The organism is Alloalcanivorax profundimaris, assembly GCF_015265435.1.
Classification (GTDB): domain Bacteria; phylum Pseudomonadota; class Gammaproteobacteria; order Pseudomonadales; family Alcanivoracaceae; genus Alloalcanivorax; species Alloalcanivorax profundimaris.
In genome coordinates this window covers 148,770-165,569 of the sequence record NZ_JABJWH010000021.1, presented here as the reverse complement: position 1 = coordinate 165,569, position 16,800 = coordinate 148,770, and the positions used below count along the sequence as shown (strand labels likewise).

Here is a 16,800-nt window from a genome sequence, read left to right as displayed (position 1 = left end):
ATCCGGCGGGCTTTCACCCGTGTGATTCTGATCTCGCTCAAGGCACCGGCATTTCGCCGCGTGTACCATCACGCGCGCAGTACCTCGAACTGGAAGGCCATGGAGGTCCTTTCGCGAATAGGCGGGGCGGCCCGCCGGTTTGTAGTCAGGGGAGAACACCAATGATCGACGCCACACTGGTCGAATTGTCGCGGCTTCAGTTCGCGATGACGGCCATGTACCACTTCCTCTTCGTTCCTTTGACACTGGGTTTGTCCTTCATGATCGCGATCATGGAGAGCGTCTACGTGATGACCGGGCGCACCATCTGGCGGGACATGACCAAGTTCTGGGGGCTGCTGTTCGGCATCAACTTCGCCATGGGCGTGGCCACCGGCATCGTCATGGAATTCCAGTTCGGCACCAACTGGGCCTACTACAGCCATTACGTGGGCGACATCTTCGGCGCGCCCCTGGCCATCGAGGGCCTGATGGCGTTCTTCCTGGAAGCCACCCTGGTGGGGCTGTTCTTCTTCGGCTGGGACAAGCTCAGCAAGGTGAAGCACCTGGCGGTGACCTGGCTGGTGGCGCTGGGCTCCAACCTTTCCGCGCTGTGGATTCTGGTGGCCAACGGCTGGATGCAGAACCCGGTGGGTTCGGAGTTCAACCCGGACACCATGCGCATGGAAGTGGTGGACTTCGCCGCGGTGATCTTCAACCCGGTGGCCCAGGCCAAGTTCGTGCACACCGTGGCCGCCGGCTATGTCACCGGCGCCGTGTTCGTGCTCTCGATCAGCGCTTGGTACCTGCTGCGCGGGCGCCACGAGGCCCTGGCCAAACGCTCCTTCACGGTGGCCGCGTCCTTTGGGTTGGCGGCGGCCCTGTCCGTGGTGGTGCTGGGTGACGAATCCGGCTACACCATCACCGACAACCAGAAAATGAAGCTGGCGATGATCGAGGGCATGTGGGAGACCGAGGAGGCACCGGCGCCGTTCGCCCTGTTCGGCATTCCCGACCGGGAAGCCCAGGAAACCCACTACGAGGTGAAGATTCCCTGGGTCATGGGGCTGATCGCCACCCGCAGCATCGACCAGGAAATCCCCGGCATTCGTGAGCTCATCTCGCTCTCCGAGCTGCACATCCGCGACGGCCTGCTGGCCTACGACGCCCTGGAAACCCTCAAGGTGGACGAGAACAACGCCCAGGCCCGCCAGACCTTCCTGGAGAACCAGGAATACATGGGCTATGCGCTGATGCTCAAGAAATACGTGGAAGACCCCCGTGACGCCAGCGACCAGCAGATCGCCATGGCGACCCGGGACGCGCTGCCCAATGTGTTCGCCCTGTTCTGGTCGTTCCGCTTCATGGTGGTGATCGGTTTCTACATGATCGCCCTGTTCGGTCTGGCCTTCTATCTGGTGTCCCTGCGCCGGCAGGTGCCGCGCTGGTTCCTGCGCGTGGCCTTCCTGACCCTGCCGCTGCCCTGGGTGGCCGCGGAGCTGGGCTGGCTGGTGGCGGAGTACGGCCGGCAGCCCTGGGTGATCGAAGGGGTGCTGCCCACCTTCCTGGGAGTCAGCAGCCTGACCGTGACCGACCTGCTGATCACGGTGGCCGGCTTCCTGGTGATCTACACCACCCTGGCGATCATCGAGGTCAAGCTGATGCTCAAGTACATCCGCAAGGGCCCCGAGGAAGAGGAGAGCGCGGACGACCCCGCCCGGCTCGACGAGCGCTTTTCACCGGCCTTCACCCGGCCGCAGGAATAAGGAGACAACGCCATGCTGTTCGACTATGACGTTTTGCGGTTGATCTGGTGGGCCCTGCTCGGCGTGCTGCTGGTGGCCTTCGCGGTGACCGACGGGTTCGACATGGGCGTTGCCGCGCTGCTGCCGGCGGTGGCCCGCAACGACGGCCAGCGCCGTCAGGTGATCAACACCGTGGGGCCGGTGTGGGAAGGCAACCAGGTATGGTTCATCCTCGGTGGTGGCGCCATCTTCGCCGCCTGGCCGGCGCTCTACGCGGTGAGCTTCTCCGGCTTTTACCTGGCCATGTTCCTGATCCTGGTGGCTCTGATCATCCGCCCGGTGGCGTTCAAGTTCCGCTCCAAGCGGGACGACGCCGCCTGGCGCGGCCGCTGGGACGCGGCGCTGTGTTTCAGCGGCGTGGTACCGGCGCTGATCTTCGGCGTCGCCGTGGGCAATGTGCTGCAGGGCGTGCCGTTCCACTTCGACAGCGACCTGAGGCCGTTCTACACCGGTTCCTTCTTCGGGTTGCTGAACCCGTTCGCGCTGCTGTGCGGGCTGGTGTCCCTGGCCATGCTGATTCTGCACGGCGCCACCTGGCTGCAGATCAAGGCCGATGGCGAACCGGCGGAGCGGGCCCGGCGTTTCGGTCTGATCGCCGCCGCCGTGGTGATCGTGCTGTTCGCCATCGGCGGTTTCTGGGTCAGCAACATGGACGGCTACCAGGTTGTGGGCGGCCTGGACCCGGTGGGCCCCAGCAACCCGCTGCGCAAGGAAATGACCACCGAGGCCGGTGCCTGGCTGGCCAACTACAGCGCCCAGCCGCTGCTCTGGCTGGTGCCGCTGGTGGGCTTCGCCGGCGCCGCCCTGGCCATGCTGGGGCTGTACGCGCGCATCGGCGCGCTCAGCTTCCTGGGCTCCAAGCTGTCGGTGGCCGCCATCATCACCACGGTGGGTGTGTCCATGTTCCCGGTGATCCTGCCCAGCAGCTCCGATCCGGGCCACAGCCTGATGGTCTGGGACGCATCCTCCAGCCACTACACCCTGGGCATCATGCTGATCGCCACGGTGATTCTGCTGCCCATCGTGCTGCTCTACACCGCCTGGGTGTACAAGGTGCTGTGGGGCAAGGTCCGTGAAAGCGACGTCAACAAGGACATGTACTGAGGAGAACCGACAATGTGGTATTTCGCCTGGATTCTGGGTGTCGGTCTGGCCTGCACCTTCGCCATTCTCAACGCCATGTGGTTCGAGCTGCATGAAGTGACCGAGCAGGCCGAGAAGGCCAAACGGGACGGGCAGGGGAACTGACCCCGGCCCGATCCGCCTTCGATCAGGCGCCGGCTTCCGGCGCCTGATCCCCTTCCCGCAGCCGCAGCGGGCGCACCAGCCCGGCGGCGATCGCCATCCCCACCAGATCCGGCAGGCGCCCGGCGCCCATGCGTTTCATCACCCTTGAGCGGTACAGATCCACGGTTTTCACGCTGACGTTCAACTGGGCGGCGATCTCCCGGTTGGTGTAGCCCTTGACCAGGGGCAGCAGCACGTCCCGCTCCCGGGGGGTGAGCCGGGCCAGCCGCTCGTCCACCGCCCGCCGGTCGGCGCCGTGGCCCTGGGCCCGGCGCTCCCGGTCCAGGGCCTGTTGCACGCTGTCCAGCAGCAACTGCTCGTTGTAGGGCTTTTCGATGAAATCCACGGCGCCGGCCTTGAAGGCGCGCACCACGATGGGCACGTCGGCGTGGCCGCTGACGAAGATGATCGGGTGTTCCAGGCCCCGCTCCTTCATGGCCTGCTGAACCTGGAGGCCGCCCATGGTGGGCATGCGCACGTCCAGCAGCACGCAGGCGTGATCCTCCGGGGCGCAGGCCGCCAGGAAGTCGGCGCCATTGGTGAACGGGCGCGCCGTCAGGCCCACCGACTCCAGCAGCCAGACGGTGGATTCCAGCATCCCGGCGTCGTCGTCCACCACATAGACGAGTTGTTCGGCGGCGCTCATCGGTTCTCCTCGCGGCGGGCCAGCAGCAGCCGGCAGTACATTTCCAACCCCTGTTCCTGGGGGCGGGCGTTCAGTTCGCCGCCCAGGCTTTCAATCACCGAGCGGCTCATCGGCAGCCCCAGGCCCAGGCCGTCGGGTTTGCTGGTGTAGAAGGGCGTGAACAGGCGCTCCAGGGTGTCCGGGTCGGCGCCGGGGCCCTGGTCGAGGACGCGGATCGCCAGGCCGTCGTCCTCCAGGGCGGTTTCCACGGTGACCGCCGAGCCGCGATCGCCGTGGCGTTCCCGGTTGGCGTCCAGGGCGTTGCGCAGCAGGTTCACCAGCACCTGTTCGAGCAGGATGCGGTCCGCCTGCAGCGATGGCGGGTCCACCGCGAAACGCTCGTCGATGGTAATACGGTGGCCCTCCGCTTCCCAGGCGCACAGGCGGATGGCCTGGCGGGCCACGGCGTTGACGTCGAGGGGTTCCAGGCGTCGCTGGCCCTTGCGCAGGAAGGCGCGCAGCCGGCGTATCACCTCCGAGGCGTGGTGGGCGTGCTCGCCCACCCGGTCCAGGCCCCGGGCCACCTTGTCCAGGTCGGGGTCCTGGCCGGGGTCCTGGTCCCGCGCCGCCTGGTAGGTGCTCAGATGCCGCTGGCTGGCGGCGGCGTAGTTGCGGATCGCCGCCAGCGGCTGGTTGATTTCATGGGCGATGCCGGAGGCCAGCTCGCCCATGGCGATCAGCCGGCTGCTGCGCGCCAGCTCGTCCTGGTGGCGGCGCTGCTGGGCCTCCACCACCTCGGCCAGACGGCGGCGGTTTTCCTCCGCCTGGACCCGCGCGGTGATGTCCCGGGTCACGCTGACCACTTCCACCACGGCGCCGGTGTAGGTTTCGCGGATGGCGTGGCTGGCGGTTTCGAACCACAGGTAATGACCACGCCGATGGCGGATGCGGTAGGTCATGGTGTGGTAGCCCTTGTCTTCCAGGGCGGCGGCGGCCTCCTGGCGCAGCCGGTCCCGGTCCTGGTCGTGGAACAGGTCCAGGGCGGCGCGGCCGCGCAATTCCTCCGGCCAGTAACCGAGCAGGCCCCAGGACGCCGGGGAGGCGTCCAGAAAAACGCCGCTGGGGGTGTGCCGGGAGATCAGGTCGGTGGTGTTTTCGGTGATCAGCCGGTACAGGCGGCGGGCCCGGTGGGCGGCCTTTTCGTTGCGCAGCTGATCGGTGGCGTCCCGGCCCCGGGCCAGCACCCGGGCCCGGTCGGGCACCGGGATAAAGGTCCACAGCAGGATGCGGTCGCCCAGGCGCGCCTCCACCTCGACGATGGCCCGGCCCTGGGCCAGGCAGGCGCCGGCCAGGGCGGCGTGGTTGGCGGGCAGGCAGGCGGCGGTGTCCGCCCGGTGCGCCTCCAGCAGCGCGCTCAGGGCCCGGTTGCCGTCCAGGGGGCGGCCCTCGGCATCCAGCAGGGCCGCCGGTTGCGGGTCATGTTCCAGGAGCGGGAGGGCGGCATCCCGGGTCATCGGTGTCCCTCGGAGCAGGTGCTAGTATAATTACTATAAGACTCTGGTTTAATTTCCATATTTATTCTGTTTGGTCTATAAATGTGCCCCGGAGTCCTGGGCCAATACCGGGACTCTACCCGAATAATACCGCGAACAACCACGGGACCATCGTTATGTCCATCTATGAGCAGGGCCTGGCGCCCACCGAGGTCAACCACGTTCCCCTGACCCCCCTCAGCTTCATCGAGCGCACCGCCTCGGTGTACCCGGACTACCCGGCGGTGATTCACGGCGACATCCGCCGCACCTGGCGGGAGACCTACCGGCGTTGTCGGAGTCTGGCCTCGGCCCTGGCCGGCCGTGGCCTCGGCAAGGGCGACACCGTGGCCGTCATGCTGCCCAACATCCCGGCCATGCTGGAGGCCCACTTCGGCGTGCCCATGATCGGCGCCGTGCTCAACACCCTGAACGTGCGCCTGGACGCCGACGCCATCGCCTACATGCTGGAGCATGGCGAGGCCCGGGCGCTGATCGTGGACCGGGAATTCCACGCCGTGATCGGTGACGCCCTGGCGCGGCTGGACACGCCGCCGCTGGTGATCGACGTGGACGACCCGGAGTACGGCGAGGGCGAGCCGGTCAGCGACCTGGACTATGAAGCCTTCCTCGCCGAGGGCGACCCGGCGTTCGACTGGCACTGGCCGGACGACGAGTGGAACGCCATCTCCCTCAATTACACCTCCGGCACCACCGGCGATCCCAAGGGCGTGGTCTACCACCATCGCGGTGCCTACCTGAATTCCCTGGGCAACCAGGCCACCTGGTCCATGGGCCTGCATCCGGTGTATCTGTGGACCCTGCCCATGTTCCACTGCAACGGCTGGTGCTACCCCTGGACGATCACCGCCCAGGCCGGCGTGCACGTGTGCCTGCGCCGGGTGGACCCGCAACGCATCCTGACCCTGATTCGCCAGCACCAGGTGAGCCATCTGTGCGGCGCGCCGGTGGTGCTCAACGCCCTGATCAACATGCCCGACGAGGCCAAGGCGGCCATCGATCATCCGGTCAACGCCATGACCGCCGGCGCCGCGCCGCCGGCCAAGGTGATCGGCGCGGTGGAGGAAATGGGCATTCGCGTCACCCATGTGTACGGCCTCACCGAGGTGTACGGGCCGGTGACCGTGTGCGCCTGGCACGGGCACTGGGACGAGTTGCCCCTGGAGGAGCGCGCCGCCATCAAATCCCGCCAGGGGGTGCGTTACCCGACCCTGGAAGGGGTGATGGTGGCCGATCCGGAGACCCTGGAACCGGTGCCCCGGGACGGCGAAACCATCGGTGAGATCTTCATGCGCGGCAATACGGTGATGAAGGGCTACCTGAAGAATGAGAAGGCCACCCGGGAATCCTTCCAGGGGGGCTGGTTTCATACCGGCGACCTGGCGGTCTGGCACCCGGACGGCTACGTGGACATCAAGGACCGGCTTAAGGACATCATCATCTCCGGTGGCGAGAACATTTCCACCATCGAGGTGGAGAACGTGCTCTATCGCCACGGCGACGTGATGGAGGCGGCCGTGGTGGCTCGCCCGGACGACAAATGGGGCGAAACGCCCTGCGCTTTCATCTCGCTCAAAGCCGGCCGCGATGGTTTGTCCGAGCAGGACGTGATCGGCTTCTGCCGGGAGCACCTGGCCGGCTTCAAGGTGCCCAAGACCGTGGTGTTCGGCGAGCTGCCGAAAACCTCCACCGGCAAGATCCAGAAGTACGTGCTGCGAGATCGGGCCCGCGCCCTGTAACGCCGGCCACCGCCCGGCGTGGACCTATCCGCGCCGGGGTGGTCGCTTGCCGGCCGGTTAGCGCCTAAAATGGCCGCCTTTCGCTGAATCCTGTTGTCGTTTGAACGAGGGAGAATCCCATGCAAGACGTGGTCATTGTCGCCGCTACCCGTACCGCCATCGGCCGCTTTCAGGGCGGGCTGGCGGACCTGCCCGCCACCAAGCTGGGCGAGACCGTGGTGCGCCGGCTGCTGGCGGACACCGGCGTGGAGCCCGGTGCCGTGAGCGAGGTGATCCTGGGCCAGGTGCTCACCGCCGGCGCCGGCCAGAACACCGCCCGCCAGACCAGCATCCAGTCCGGCCTGCCCCAGGAAGTGCCGGCCCTGACCATCAACAAGGTGTGCGGTTCCGGCCTCAAGGCGGTGCACCTGGGCAGCCAGGCGATCCGTTGCGGCGAAGCCGAGGTGGTGATCGCCGGCGGCCAGGAGAGCATGAGCCTGGCGCCCTATGTGCTGCCCAAGGCGCGCACCGGCCTGCGCATGGGCCACGCCAGCCTGGTGGACTCGATGATCCAGGACGGTCTGTGGGACGCCTTCAACGACTACCACATGGGCATCACCGCCGAGAACCTGGCGGAGAAGTATGGTCTTACCCGGGAGCAGCAGGACGAGTTCGCCGCCGCCTCCCACCGCAAGGCCGCCGAGGCCATCGAGTCCGGCCGCTTCAAGGATGAGATCACCCCGGTGGAGGTGCCCCAGCGCAAGGGCGAGCCGAAAATCGTCGACACCGACGAACAACCCCGCGCCGACACCACCGCCGACTCCCTGGGCGGCCTGCGCCCGGCCTTCAAGAAGGACGGCACGGTGACCGCCGGCAACGCCTCCGCGCTCAACGATGGCGCCGCCGCGGTGATGCTGATGAGCGAAGCCCGCGCCAAGCAACTGGGCCTGCCGATCCTGGCGCGCCTGGCCGGCCAGGCCAGCGCCGGCGTGGACCCGGCGATCATGGGCATCGGTCCGGTGTCCGCCACCCGCCGCTGCCTGGAGCGCGCCGGCTGGAGCCTGGATCAGGTGGACCTGATCGAAGCCAACGAAGCCTTCGCCGCCCAGTCCCTGGCGGTGGGCAAGGACCTGGAGTGGGACCCGGCCAAGGTCAACGTGAACGGCGGCGCCATCGCCCTGGGCCATCCCATCGGCGCCTCCGGCTGCCGGGTGCTGGTGACCCTGCTGCACGAAATGCGGCGCCGGGACGTGAAAAAAGGCCTCGCCACCCTGTGCATCGGCGGCGGTCAGGGCGTGGCCCTGGCGGTGGAGCGCTAGGTGCCCGCGCCAACTAGTCCAGGTAAACCGCTAGGCGATCGCGGATCGCTCGGCGGATGCCGTTGATCTCCATGGCCGAGCTGTTGCTCAGACGGTCCGGCACCAGCCGGTGCAGGTGCAGGCTGGGGTTGTCCTTGTCGAAGGCGCGCAGGTCGCCCTTGGTGATCACCGGCAGAAACGGCCGGGCGGTGTTTTCCTGGCGGATCAGGGCCCTCAGCCCGGTCGCCAGGGGCACCCGGCGCACCGTGCGGCCGGTCTTGCCGCGCAGCGGGATCAGCATGTGCAGCCCGCTGCCACCGGCCAGCTCGCCGGGAATGATGGTGATGCCGGTGGCGCGCGCGCTGTCCTCCGGCAGGCCGTTGAAGGTGTCGTGGTAGGCGTAAGGATTGGGCAGGATGATCAGTGACCGGTCCTGGCCCTCGGGCACCGCGATCTCGTAATTGGTGTAGAGCTGACCCACCGGGGCGCTGAACACGCACAGGGTGTCCTGGAACTGCCGCACGAAGCGGATCGCGCGCCGGTGGTTCTCGAAATGATCCAGTTGCCAGACCAGGTGTCCCGGCGTGGAAGCCTGTTCCCCGGTGCGCGCCATGTCTCCCCCTTGCTCACGGCCTCAAACATGCCGGGCCGTGTAATACCATCGACTGGTTCAGATTATCATAGGAATTTCTGAGTCTTACTCATCGCCGGCTCACGGTTTGATCGCGGCGGACGCCGTGATCAGCACCGGTAAAAAAGCCTGGACAACAACGCCCTCGGTAAAAGCGCGGTAAGCCTAGGCGGGCGGGTCATGGACTTCAAAAGCAGTGCGCCAAAGGGTGCGCTTGGTCGCACGCCAACTGTGGAGAGCCGACAATTTTGCGTATCATGAGCGTCTTTCACCGGCCGACAGGACAGCAGACATGACCGACACCCTGACGATCACCCGACCCGACGACTGGCACCTGCACTTCCGCGACGGCGAAATGCTCGCGGAAACCGTGCCGGCCACCGCCCGGGTCTTCCGTCGCGCCATTGTCATGCCCAACCTGACGCCGCCGGTGACCACCGTGGCCCTGGCCGCCGCCTACCGGGAACGGATCCAGGCGCGCGTTCCCGAGGGCAGCGGTTTCGACCCGCTGATGGTGCTTTATCTGACCGACGCCACCCCGGTGGAAGAAGTGGCCCGCGCCGCGCAAAGCGATTTCGTGCACGCCTTCAAGCTGTACCCCGCCGGCGCCACCACCAATTCCGACAGCGGCGTCAGCGACCCGGGCCGCATCGGCCATCTCTACGAGGCCATGGAAAAGCACGACGTGCCGCTGCTGGTGCACGGCGAGGTCACCGAACCGGAAATCGACATCTTCGACCGGGAGCGGGTGTTCATCGACCGCTACCTGGGCGACATCCGCGAGCGCTTTCCCAAGCTGCGCATCGTGTTCGAGCACGTCACCACCGGCGAAGCGGTGGACTTCGTGCGCGAGTCCGGCGAGCTCACCGCCGCCACCGTCACGCCGCAGCATCTGCTGATGAACCGCAATGATCTTCTGGTGGGCGGCGTGCGGCCGCACAACTACTGTCTGCCGGTGCTTAAGCGCCGCACCCATCAGGAGCGCATTCAGCGTGCCGTGCTGGACGGCCACCCGCGCTTTTTCCTGGGCACCGATTCCGCCCCCCATGCCCGTGACAAGAAGGAAGCCGCCTGCGGTTGCGCGGGCTGTTATTCGGCGCGGGCGGCGCTGCCGCTGTACGCCAGTTTCCTGGACCGCCATGGCGCCCTGGGCAAGCTGGAAGGCTTCGCCAGTCATTTCGGCGCCGATTTCTACCGGTTGCCGCGCAACACCGACACCGTGACCCTGGAGCGCCGCGACTGGGCGGTGCCGGACACGGTCACCGCCGCCGGCGAGGCCATGGTGCCGTTCATGGCCGGCCAGGCGTTGCCCTGGGCGGTGCGGGAGGCGCCATGACCGCGCCCACCCCCCTGGTGGTCCTGACCGGCTTCCTGGGCAGTGGCAAGACCACGCTGCTCAACCGCTGGCTGGGCGAGCGCGGCGACCTGGCCGTCATCATCAACGAGCTGGGCGACATCGGCATCGACCAGGATCTGGCCCGCAAGGTGGGCGCCCCGGTCAGCCTGCTGGCCGGCGGCTGTGTGTGCTGCGCCGTGCAGGGCACCCTGCGCACCACGCTGCGCAATCTTTACATGGCCCGGGCCGCCGGTGACCTGCCGCCATTTTCCACGGTGCTGCTGGAGACCACCGGCGCCGCCGATCCGTTCGGCGTGGTATCGGTGCTGGAGCAGGACCCCTGGCTGCGCAAACGGTTCACTCTGCGCTCCATTCTCACCACCGTGGACACGGTGGCCGGCGAGGCGGCGTTGGCCCGTTATCCGGAAGCGTTGGAGCAGGTCACCGCCGCCGATCAATTGCTGCTGACCAAGACCGACCGGGTCGACGCCGGTGCCCGCCGGGCCCTGGCGGACGCCCTGGCCCGGCTCAATCCGGACGCGGAGGTCATCGATGCCGCCGACGCCGGCGCCGACTTGCTGGACCGGGATTTTCCCCGCCGCTGCCGGATCACCGGGGTGCTGGCGCCGCTGTCCGGGATGGCTTCCGTGTCCACGTCGATGTCGCCGCTGGCGAGCACCGCCGCGCCGGTGCGCGGACATGCCCTGCAGCCCGCCGGGCTGCGCTGGCGCGGGCGGGTCGTCTATGAGCGGCTGCAAGCCGCCGTCGCCGCGCTGCGCGACGATGCCGGCGACGATCTGGTCCGCCTCAAGGGGCTGGTGGCGATCGAAAAACTGGACGGCCCCTTGCTGATCCAGGCGGTGGGCGCGCAACCTCTGGAGATGACGCCGCTGCCGGCCTGGCCCGGCGGCGACGAGGACAGCCGGCTGGTGGTGATCACCGCTGGCGACGACCCGGCGGCGCCGCGACGTCTTCTGCGGGACTGGCAGCGCCGGCTGGAGATCGCTACGGAGGGTAATGAGCATGCGTGAGCTGTTGTTGGCCGGGCTGTTGATGCTGGCCGGCGCCGTCGGCGCGGCGGAGCAGGGTGACGCCGGGCGCGCCGCCGGCAGCCTGGAGGTCGCCCTCAAGGGCCATGCCCTGGTGGCGCGGCTGTCCCTCCCCGCCGCCCAGGTGGTGGGCTTCGAGCAGGCGCCGCGCACCGATGAGGAAAGGCTGGCGGTGCGCGACGCCCTGGGCCGCCTCAGCGAAGCCCGCAATGTGCTGGAGCCGGTGCCCGAGGCGCTCTGTTCGGTGACCCGGCAAAACGCGGATTCCACCCTGTCACCGCCGGTCTCGGCGCCGCCGGCGGTGTTCACCGGCCGCTACGCCTGGCGTTGCCAACAGCCGGACGCGCTCCTGGCCCTGGACGTGCCCTTGCTGGAGTTCATCAACGGCGTGCCCCTGGACATCCTCCTGGTGACGCCGGCCGGCGAACGGGCCTGGACCCTGAAAGCCCCGGACACCCGCATTCCCGTCGTGGAGGACTGATGGGCTACTGGTATCTGGCGGTGGCCATTCTCAGCGAGGTGGTGGCCACCTCCGCCCTTAATGCCTCCCAAGGCTTCACCCGGTTCTGGCCCTCGGCGGTTACCGTAGCCGGTTACTGCCTGGCGTTCTATTTTTTGTCGCTGACTTTGCGTACCGTGCCCATGGGAATCGCCTACGCGGTATGGGCCGGCACCGGCATCGTACTGATCGCCCTGGTGGGGGCCTTATTTTTCAAACAAATACCCGACGCCCCGGCGGTGTTGGGTATGCTGTTGATCGTGATCGGCGTGATTCTGGTCAGTGCCGTCTCCCGTACCGGAGGACACTGACGCCCAGGAACGTATTGCCAATACAACAAGGAGCCCGACGTGCCCGAGCAACTGGACGATGCCTTCAAGGCCGCCGACCGCGTAATCGAACTCACCGGTGGCGACATTCGCCTGGGGCTGCCGTTAGGGCTGGGCAAGCCCAACCGTCTGGTCAACGCTCTCTATCGGCGCGCCCAGGACGACGCGTCGATCCGCCTGGACATCTACACCGCCCTGTCCCTGGGCCGGCCCGCCGCCGGCAGCGACCTGGAGCGGCGCTTTCTGGAGCCGTTCGCGGACCGGGTGTTCGGCGACTACGAGGAACTGGATTACCTGCACGCCCTGCGCAAGGACCAGCTGCCGGACAACGTGCGCGTGTTCGAATTCTTCTTCCAGCCGGGCAGCCTGCTGCGCAGTGAAAGCGCCCAGCGCCGCTACATCAGCGTCAACTACACCCACGCCGCCCGCGACATCAACGCCCGCGGCGTCAACGTGGTGGCGCAGATGCTGGCGGTGGAAGGCGAGGGCGACGCGCGCCGCTACAGCTTCGCCTGCAACCCGGAAGTGACCCTGGAACTGTTGCCCATGCTCAAGGCCCGCCGCGACGCCGGCGAGACCATCGTCGCCGTGGGCCAGGTGCACCACGACCTGCCGTTCATGGGCAACGACGCCGAGCTGGGCCGCTGGTACGACGAAATGGACATCGTCATCGACGACCCCAAGGCCCAGACCCGGCTGTTCAGTACCCCCAACATGCCGGTCAGCCTGCAGGATCATTTCGTGGGCCTGCACGCCAGCGCCCTGGTGCGCGATGGCGGCACCCTGCAGATCGGCATCGGCGCCCTGGGCGACGCCCTGGTGCACCACACCCGCCGCCGCGAGCAGTACAATCAGGATTACCGCCGCCTGCTGGACGCCCTGGAACTGCCCGAGGCGCACCGGGAACTGATCGGCCGGGAAGGCGGCGACCGGCCCTTCGAGCTGGGGCTCTACGGTTGCAGCGAGATGATGACCCACGGTCTGCTGCGGCTGATCGACGACGGCATCATCCGCCGCCCGGTGTACGACTGGAAAGCGCTGCAGGCGGAATGTCTCAAGCACGCCAACTGCGTGCCCGGTTTGGAGCTGATCGACGGCCTGCGGCGCCGGCGCGGCATTCGCTCGCCGCTGCCGCCGGAACACCTCAAGCGGCTCACCGACTTCGGCGTGCTGCGGCGCGGCATCACCGTGGAAGGCAACCGCCTGCGGCTGCCCAACGACGACAGCGTGCCCAACGACCTGGACCACCCGGACACCCGCGAAGCCCTGGAGACCTGGCGCGGTGACAGCCTCAACGGCGGCATCATCATGCACGGCGGTTTCTTCCTGGGGCCGGCGGCGTTCTACCAGCGTCTGCGTGAGCTGGACGCGGAGCTGCGCGGCAAGATCAACATGACCCGGGTGAACCAGATCAACGATCTCTACGGCGGCGAGGAACTGCGCGTCCTGCAGCGCCGTGACGCACGCTTCGTCAACACCGCCTTCACCGTCACCCTGCTGGGCGCGGCGGTCTCCGACCAGCTCGACGACGGTCGTGTGCTTAGCGGCGTGGGCGGCCAGTACAACTTCGTCAGCCAGGCCCATGAACTGCCCGGCGCGCGCTCCATCCTGATGACCCGGGCCTGGCGCGAGCGCGGCGGTGAAGCGGCGTCCAACGTGCTGTTCTCCTACGCCCACAACACCATTCCCCGGCATCTGCGCGACATCGTGATCACCGAGTACGGCATCGCCGACCTGCGCGGCAAGACCGACGAGGAAGTGGTCATGGCCATGCTCAACGTGGCCGACAGCCGCTTTCAGGTGGAGCTCATGGAACAGGCCCAGCAGGCCGGCAAGCTGCGCCACGACTACCGTATTCCGGAACGCTTCCGGCACAACAACCCGGACTTCCTGCGTCGCCTCAAGGCGGAAGCCGGCGCCGATGCCTTCCCGGATTTCCCCCTGGGCACGGATTTCGACGACACCGAGCAACGGCTGCTCAAGGGGCTCACCTGGCTGAAGGAAACCGTGAGCCAGAAGGATTACCTGAAGCTGGCCCGGGAAGCCCTGCTGCACGACCACGACGCCGACGCCCACGCCGACGAACTCAAGCGCATGGGGCTGCACGAACCGGACGGGATACGGGAGCGCCTTTACCAGCGGTTGCTGCTGACCGCGCTGGACGCCAATCGCGGCTGAAGCCGATCGGCGCTCATTCCCCCGGCAACGGAATCCACTCCGTCTCGCCGGGGATATCGTCGAACCGCCGCGCCCGCCAATCCTCCTTGGCCTGCTCGATGCGCTCCGCCCGGGACGACACGAAATTCCAGTAAATATGACGGGGGTGGGGCAGGGGCGCGCCGCCGAACAGCATCAGCCGGGCCGGCCCCTCGAAGGTTTCCAGCAGCCAGCTGCGGTCGCTGTCCAGGGTCGCCACGTGATGCTCGCGCAGCGGCAAATCACCGGCCCGGGGCGTGCCCTCCGCCACGTACAGAGCGCGCTCATGGTCGCTGGCCGGCAACGGCAGGGAAGCGCCTTCCTCCAGCTGGATGTCCACGTACAGAGCGGGGGAGGGCACCGGCACCGGTGACTCCAGCCCGAACGCCCGGCCCAGCAGCACCCGGGCGGTGACGCCCCGGTCCCGGTACACCGGCAAGGCCTTGGCGGGATGGTGGCTGAAGCAGGGCGGGTCCTCCTCCTGGTCCACCGGCAGCGCCAGCCAGGTCTGGATGCCTTCCACCGCCTCGCCGGCGGCCCGGGTGTCCTCCGGAATGCGCTCCGAATGGGCGATGCCCCGGCCCGCCGTCATCAGGTTGACGGCGCCGGGCTCGATGCGCTGCTCCGTGCCCAGGCTGTCGCGGTGCATCATCGAGCCGGAGAACAGATAGGTCACCGTGGCCAGGCCGATGTGCGGGTGCGGGCGCACGTCGCCCTCGCGGCCCTCGGCGGGAAACACATGGGGGCCCATGTGATCGAAGAAAATAAAGGGCCCCACGCGCTGGCGGCCGGCCGCCGGCAGCAGGCGCCGCACCGGGAAACCGATGTCACGGGTATGGGGTTTGAGCACGTCCATGATCACGCTCCATGCGGGGAGAGGCTTTTCAGCATACACCCGCCGAGCGCCGTCAGGATGTGTGCGAGTCGTCCTCTCCGGCGCCGCGCCCGCGCCGGCGGGTACCGGCCAGCACCCGCCAGAACGGAATGCGGCGGGTCACCGACACCATCTCGTCCACGGAATCGCCGATGCCGGACAGCCGGTCCACGGTGTCGCGCAGCCCCACCAGCTGATCCACGTGTTCGGAAATCTTGAACACCACCATGTAGAACTCCAGCAGCGCGCGTAGCAAGGTGGCGGAAAACAGAAACAGCAGCGGGCCGCCGATGAACAGGAAGAACAGCCCCCGCCAGGTGGACGCCACGAAGGCCTCGAAACACAGATACAGCAACCCCAGGCCGATGGCGGTGAGCGCCACCCCGTACACCCCCGGGATCACCTGAATGATCATGTACTTGTCGAAGCGGAAGTTGAACAGCTCGCGCCAGTACTCCAGGGCCCAGAACAGACCGCGCCGCAGGCGCTCGTTGACCGGCTCGGAGGCGGGCGGAGTTTCCGGCTCGTCCGGCTGTTTTTGCTCGTCTACCATTTCGCGTATTGCTCCTCGACGAAACCGTGCAGGCCGCGCACGGCCAGCGGCGCCCCGTCGGCGGCGCGCAGCTCGCCGTCGAAACGCCCGAACAGTTGATGAAAGTTACTGGCGAACAGCCCCAGATTGAGCCGCTCGCGATGACGCCCCAAGGGCGTGAAGGTCAGATCCACCCGGCCGCAGCGGCTGCGTATCCGCCACGGCGCCTGGAGATCGTCGCGCTGGTAATCGAACCGGGTGCCTTCCACCTTGATCAGTTCGCCATCCAGCCATAAACAATTTTCGTTAACGCTGGTCTCGTTCACCCCGCAGGACAGATTCAGCCCCACCCGGTGGCCATCCAGCCGCCCGGACAGGCAGGCCCAGTTCCAGAACGTCTCCCGGCGCATATAGCCCGCGGAAAAATCATGGTGGCCGCCGGCGCCGGGCAGGGCGCCCAGATCCCGCTCGCCGCCTTCGTCGCGCAGGGTGCCGGACACGTCCACCCCCGCCACCTTGTTGGCGTAGGTCCAGCCGTTCACCCCGGTGCGTGTGCACAGGGACATGGGCCGGTAATCCAGCGGCTCCACCAACGCCGCGTCCAGGGTCAGATCCTTCAACGCCACCGACAACGTCTTGCGCCGCTCGCCGTTCCCGGTCTGCCCGTAGCCCAGGCGGATCGCCACGCCGTTTTGTTCGAACCGGCTCTCGCCCTCCAGGGGCGTGGCGCTCATGGACAACGCCCGCGCCAGCGGCGAGCGCCAGGTGTACTCGCGCAGCCGGCCACTGGCCGGTTCGAACACATAGAAAAACGCCAGCCCCAGATAGGCGGTGTCCGCCAGGGCGCAGCCGATCAGCAACTCGTCGCTGACCAGCCCGAAATACTGGAACTGCTTGTAATGGAAATGGCGTGCCCGCCGCGACGCCGGGCTACCCATGGGGCGCCGGTAATCGTGATCGCGGCCGTTAACGCGGGCCACGGTATCCGGAAACAGACCGAGGTGGACCTGGCCGTCCGGCGCGACCAGCTGGGAGGGTTGATCATCGAAGTGCATGCGGCCGATCCCGGGTGAACAGTCAAAGGCCAAC

At 67.5% G+C, this 16,800-nt stretch carries 16 protein-coding genes; 10 read left to right on the top strand and 6 right to left on the bottom strand.

The features are described 5' to 3' along the window. The first annotated feature begins 161 nt into the window (after window positions 1-161). The 3 genes from HMJ39_RS13110 to cydX are packed head-to-tail and all read left to right on the top strand — an operon-like array spanning window position 162 to window position 3,032. Window positions 162-1,745 carry a cytochrome ubiquinol oxidase subunit I gene (locus HMJ39_RS13110; protein ID WP_194297666.1) on the top strand — a complete coding sequence of 528 codons (1,584 nt, stop codon included), beginning with the start codon at window positions 162-164 and terminating at the stop codon, window positions 1,743-1,745. 12 nt (window positions 1,746-1,757) lie between these two features. Further along, window positions 1,758-2,888: a cytochrome d ubiquinol oxidase subunit II gene (gene cydB / locus HMJ39_RS13105; RefSeq protein ID WP_194297665.1), complete on the top strand. Its 1,131-nt coding sequence runs from the start codon at window positions 1,758-1,760 to the stop codon at window positions 2,886-2,888. A gap of 12 nt (window positions 2,889-2,900) precedes the next feature. Then, window positions 2,901-3,032, top strand: a complete 132-nt coding sequence (gene cydX / locus HMJ39_RS13100) for a cytochrome bd-I oxidase subunit CydX (RefSeq protein WP_194297664.1) — start codon at window positions 2,901-2,903, stop codon at window positions 3,030-3,032. Between the two features lie 22 nt (window positions 3,033-3,054). Here cydX and HMJ39_RS13095 read toward each other — a convergent pair whose 3' ends face one another. Next, window positions 3,055-3,717: a response regulator transcription factor gene (locus HMJ39_RS13095; protein WP_194297663.1), complete on the bottom strand. Its 663-nt coding sequence runs from the start codon at window positions 3,715-3,717 to the stop codon at window positions 3,055-3,057. Beyond that, on the bottom strand, window positions 3,714-5,210 hold the full coding sequence (locus HMJ39_RS13090) for a PAS domain-containing sensor histidine kinase (RefSeq protein WP_194297662.1): 1,497 nt from the start codon (window positions 5,208-5,210) through the stop codon (window positions 3,714-3,716). Before HMJ39_RS13090 ends, HMJ39_RS13095 begins: the two co-directional genes overlap by 4 nt. A 155-nt stretch (window positions 5,211-5,365) precedes the next feature. On the opposite strand from HMJ39_RS13090, the gene HMJ39_RS13085 reads away from it, so the two are divergent. Together HMJ39_RS13085 and HMJ39_RS13080 are read left to right on the top strand one after the other, a co-directional pair. Next, window positions 5,366-6,988 (top strand): acyl-CoA synthetase, encoded by a 1,623-nt coding sequence (locus HMJ39_RS13085; protein WP_194297661.1) that lies wholly within the window; start codon window positions 5,366-5,368, stop codon window positions 6,986-6,988. A 119-nt stretch (window positions 6,989-7,107) separates the two neighbouring features. Beyond that, the gene (locus HMJ39_RS13080; protein ID WP_194297660.1) at window positions 7,108-8,286 is read left to right on the top strand and encodes an acetyl-CoA C-acetyltransferase; all 1,179 of its coding nucleotides are present in this window, start codon (window positions 7,108-7,110) and stop codon (window positions 8,284-8,286) included. Window positions 8,287-8,299: 13 nt separating this feature from the next. Here the strand turns inward: HMJ39_RS13080 and HMJ39_RS13075 are convergent, their stop codons facing one another. Then, a complete protein-coding gene (locus HMJ39_RS13075) occupies window positions 8,300-8,878 on the bottom strand; it encodes a hypothetical protein (RefSeq protein ID WP_194297659.1) in 579 nt (192 codons plus the stop codon). Between the two features lie 310 nt (window positions 8,879-9,188). On the opposite strand from HMJ39_RS13075, the gene pyrC reads away from it, so the two are divergent. The 5 genes from pyrC to HMJ39_RS13050 are packed head-to-tail and all read left to right on the top strand — an operon-like array spanning window position 9,189 to window position 14,287. Beyond that, window positions 9,189-10,232 carry a dihydroorotase gene (gene pyrC / locus HMJ39_RS13070; RefSeq protein WP_194297658.1) on the top strand — a complete coding sequence of 348 codons (1,044 nt, stop codon included), beginning with the start codon at window positions 9,189-9,191 and terminating at the stop codon, window positions 10,230-10,232. After that, window positions 10,229-11,263, top strand: coding sequence for a CobW family GTP-binding protein (locus HMJ39_RS13065; RefSeq protein ID WP_194297657.1), 1,035 nt, complete (start codon window positions 10,229-10,231; stop codon window positions 11,261-11,263). Before pyrC ends, HMJ39_RS13065 begins: the two co-directional genes overlap by 4 nt. Further along, window positions 11,250-11,762 (top strand): ZrgA family zinc uptake protein, encoded by a 513-nt coding sequence (locus HMJ39_RS13060; protein WP_194297656.1) that lies wholly within the window; start codon window positions 11,250-11,252, stop codon window positions 11,760-11,762. Before HMJ39_RS13065 ends, HMJ39_RS13060 begins: the two co-directional genes overlap by 14 nt. Next, the gene (locus HMJ39_RS13055) at window positions 11,762-12,091 is read left to right on the top strand and encodes a DMT family transporter (RefSeq protein WP_194297655.1); all 330 of its coding nucleotides are present in this window, start codon (window positions 11,762-11,764) and stop codon (window positions 12,089-12,091) included. Before HMJ39_RS13060 ends, HMJ39_RS13055 begins: the two co-directional genes overlap by 1 nt. Before the next feature lie 39 nt (window positions 12,092-12,130). Next, a complete protein-coding gene (locus HMJ39_RS13050) occupies window positions 12,131-14,287 on the top strand; it encodes an acetyl-CoA hydrolase/transferase family protein (protein ID WP_194297654.1) in 2,157 nt (718 codons plus the stop codon). Between the two features lie 13 nt (window positions 14,288-14,300). Here HMJ39_RS13050 and HMJ39_RS13045 read toward each other — a convergent pair whose 3' ends face one another. From HMJ39_RS13045 to HMJ39_RS13035, 3 genes are read right to left on the bottom strand one after another with little or no spacing between them, the layout of a single operon-like run. Further along, entirely contained in the window at window positions 14,301-15,161 is an 861-nt protein-coding gene (locus tag HMJ39_RS13045; protein WP_194297653.1) for a pirin family protein, read from the bottom strand. Between the two features lie 52 nt (window positions 15,162-15,213). Beyond that, window positions 15,214-15,732, bottom strand: a complete 519-nt coding sequence (locus HMJ39_RS13040) for a DUF4282 domain-containing protein (RefSeq protein ID WP_161384956.1) — start codon at window positions 15,730-15,732, stop codon at window positions 15,214-15,216. Further along, entirely contained in the window at window positions 15,726-16,766 is a 1,041-nt protein-coding gene (locus HMJ39_RS13035) for a DUF2804 domain-containing protein (RefSeq protein WP_194297652.1), read from the bottom strand. The genes HMJ39_RS13040 and HMJ39_RS13035 overlap by 7 nt, the downstream gene beginning before the upstream one ends. Window positions 16,767-16,800: the final 34 nt, after the last annotated feature.

Bases quoted from the DNA above. Each gene is read 5' to 3' on its own strand.
- HMJ39_RS13110 (WP_194297666.1), top strand. From the start codon at position 162: ATGATCGACGCCACACTGGTCGAATTGTCGCGGCTTCAGTTCGCGATG.
- cydB (WP_194297665.1), top strand. From the start codon at position 1,758: ATGCTGTTCGACTATGACGTTTTGCGGTTGATCTGGTGGGCCCTGCTC.
- cydX (WP_194297664.1), top strand. From the start codon at position 2,901: ATGTGGTATTTCGCCTGGATTCTGGGTGTCGGTCTGGCCTGCACCTTC.
- HMJ39_RS13095 (WP_194297663.1), bottom strand. From the start codon at position 3,717: ATGAGCGCCGCCGAACAACTCGTCTATGTGGTGGACGACGACGCCGGG.
- HMJ39_RS13090 (WP_194297662.1), bottom strand. From the start codon at position 5,210: ATGACCCGGGATGCCGCCCTCCCGCTCCTGGAACATGACCCGCAACCG.
- HMJ39_RS13085 (WP_194297661.1), top strand. From the start codon at position 5,366: ATGTCCATCTATGAGCAGGGCCTGGCGCCCACCGAGGTCAACCACGTT.
- HMJ39_RS13080 (WP_194297660.1), top strand. From the start codon at position 7,108: ATGCAAGACGTGGTCATTGTCGCCGCTACCCGTACCGCCATCGGCCGC.
- HMJ39_RS13075 (WP_194297659.1), bottom strand. From the start codon at position 8,878: ATGGCGCGCACCGGGGAACAGGCTTCCACGCCGGGACACCTGGTCTGG.
- pyrC (WP_194297658.1), top strand. From the start codon at position 9,189: ATGACCGACACCCTGACGATCACCCGACCCGACGACTGGCACCTGCAC.
- HMJ39_RS13065 (WP_194297657.1), top strand. From the start codon at position 10,229: ATGACCGCGCCCACCCCCCTGGTGGTCCTGACCGGCTTCCTGGGCAGT.
- HMJ39_RS13060 (WP_194297656.1), top strand. From the start codon at position 11,250: ATGAGCATGCGTGAGCTGTTGTTGGCCGGGCTGTTGATGCTGGCCGGC.
- HMJ39_RS13055 (WP_194297655.1), top strand. From the start codon at position 11,762: ATGGGCTACTGGTATCTGGCGGTGGCCATTCTCAGCGAGGTGGTGGCC.
- HMJ39_RS13045 (WP_194297653.1), bottom strand. From the start codon at position 15,161: ATGGACGTGCTCAAACCCCATACCCGTGACATCGGTTTCCCGGTGCGG.
- HMJ39_RS13040 (WP_161384956.1), bottom strand. From the start codon at position 15,732: ATGGTAGACGAGCAAAAACAGCCGGACGAGCCGGAAACTCCGCCCGCC.
- HMJ39_RS13035 (WP_194297652.1), bottom strand. From the start codon at position 16,766: ATGCACTTCGATGATCAACCCTCCCAGCTGGTCGCGCCGGACGGCCAG.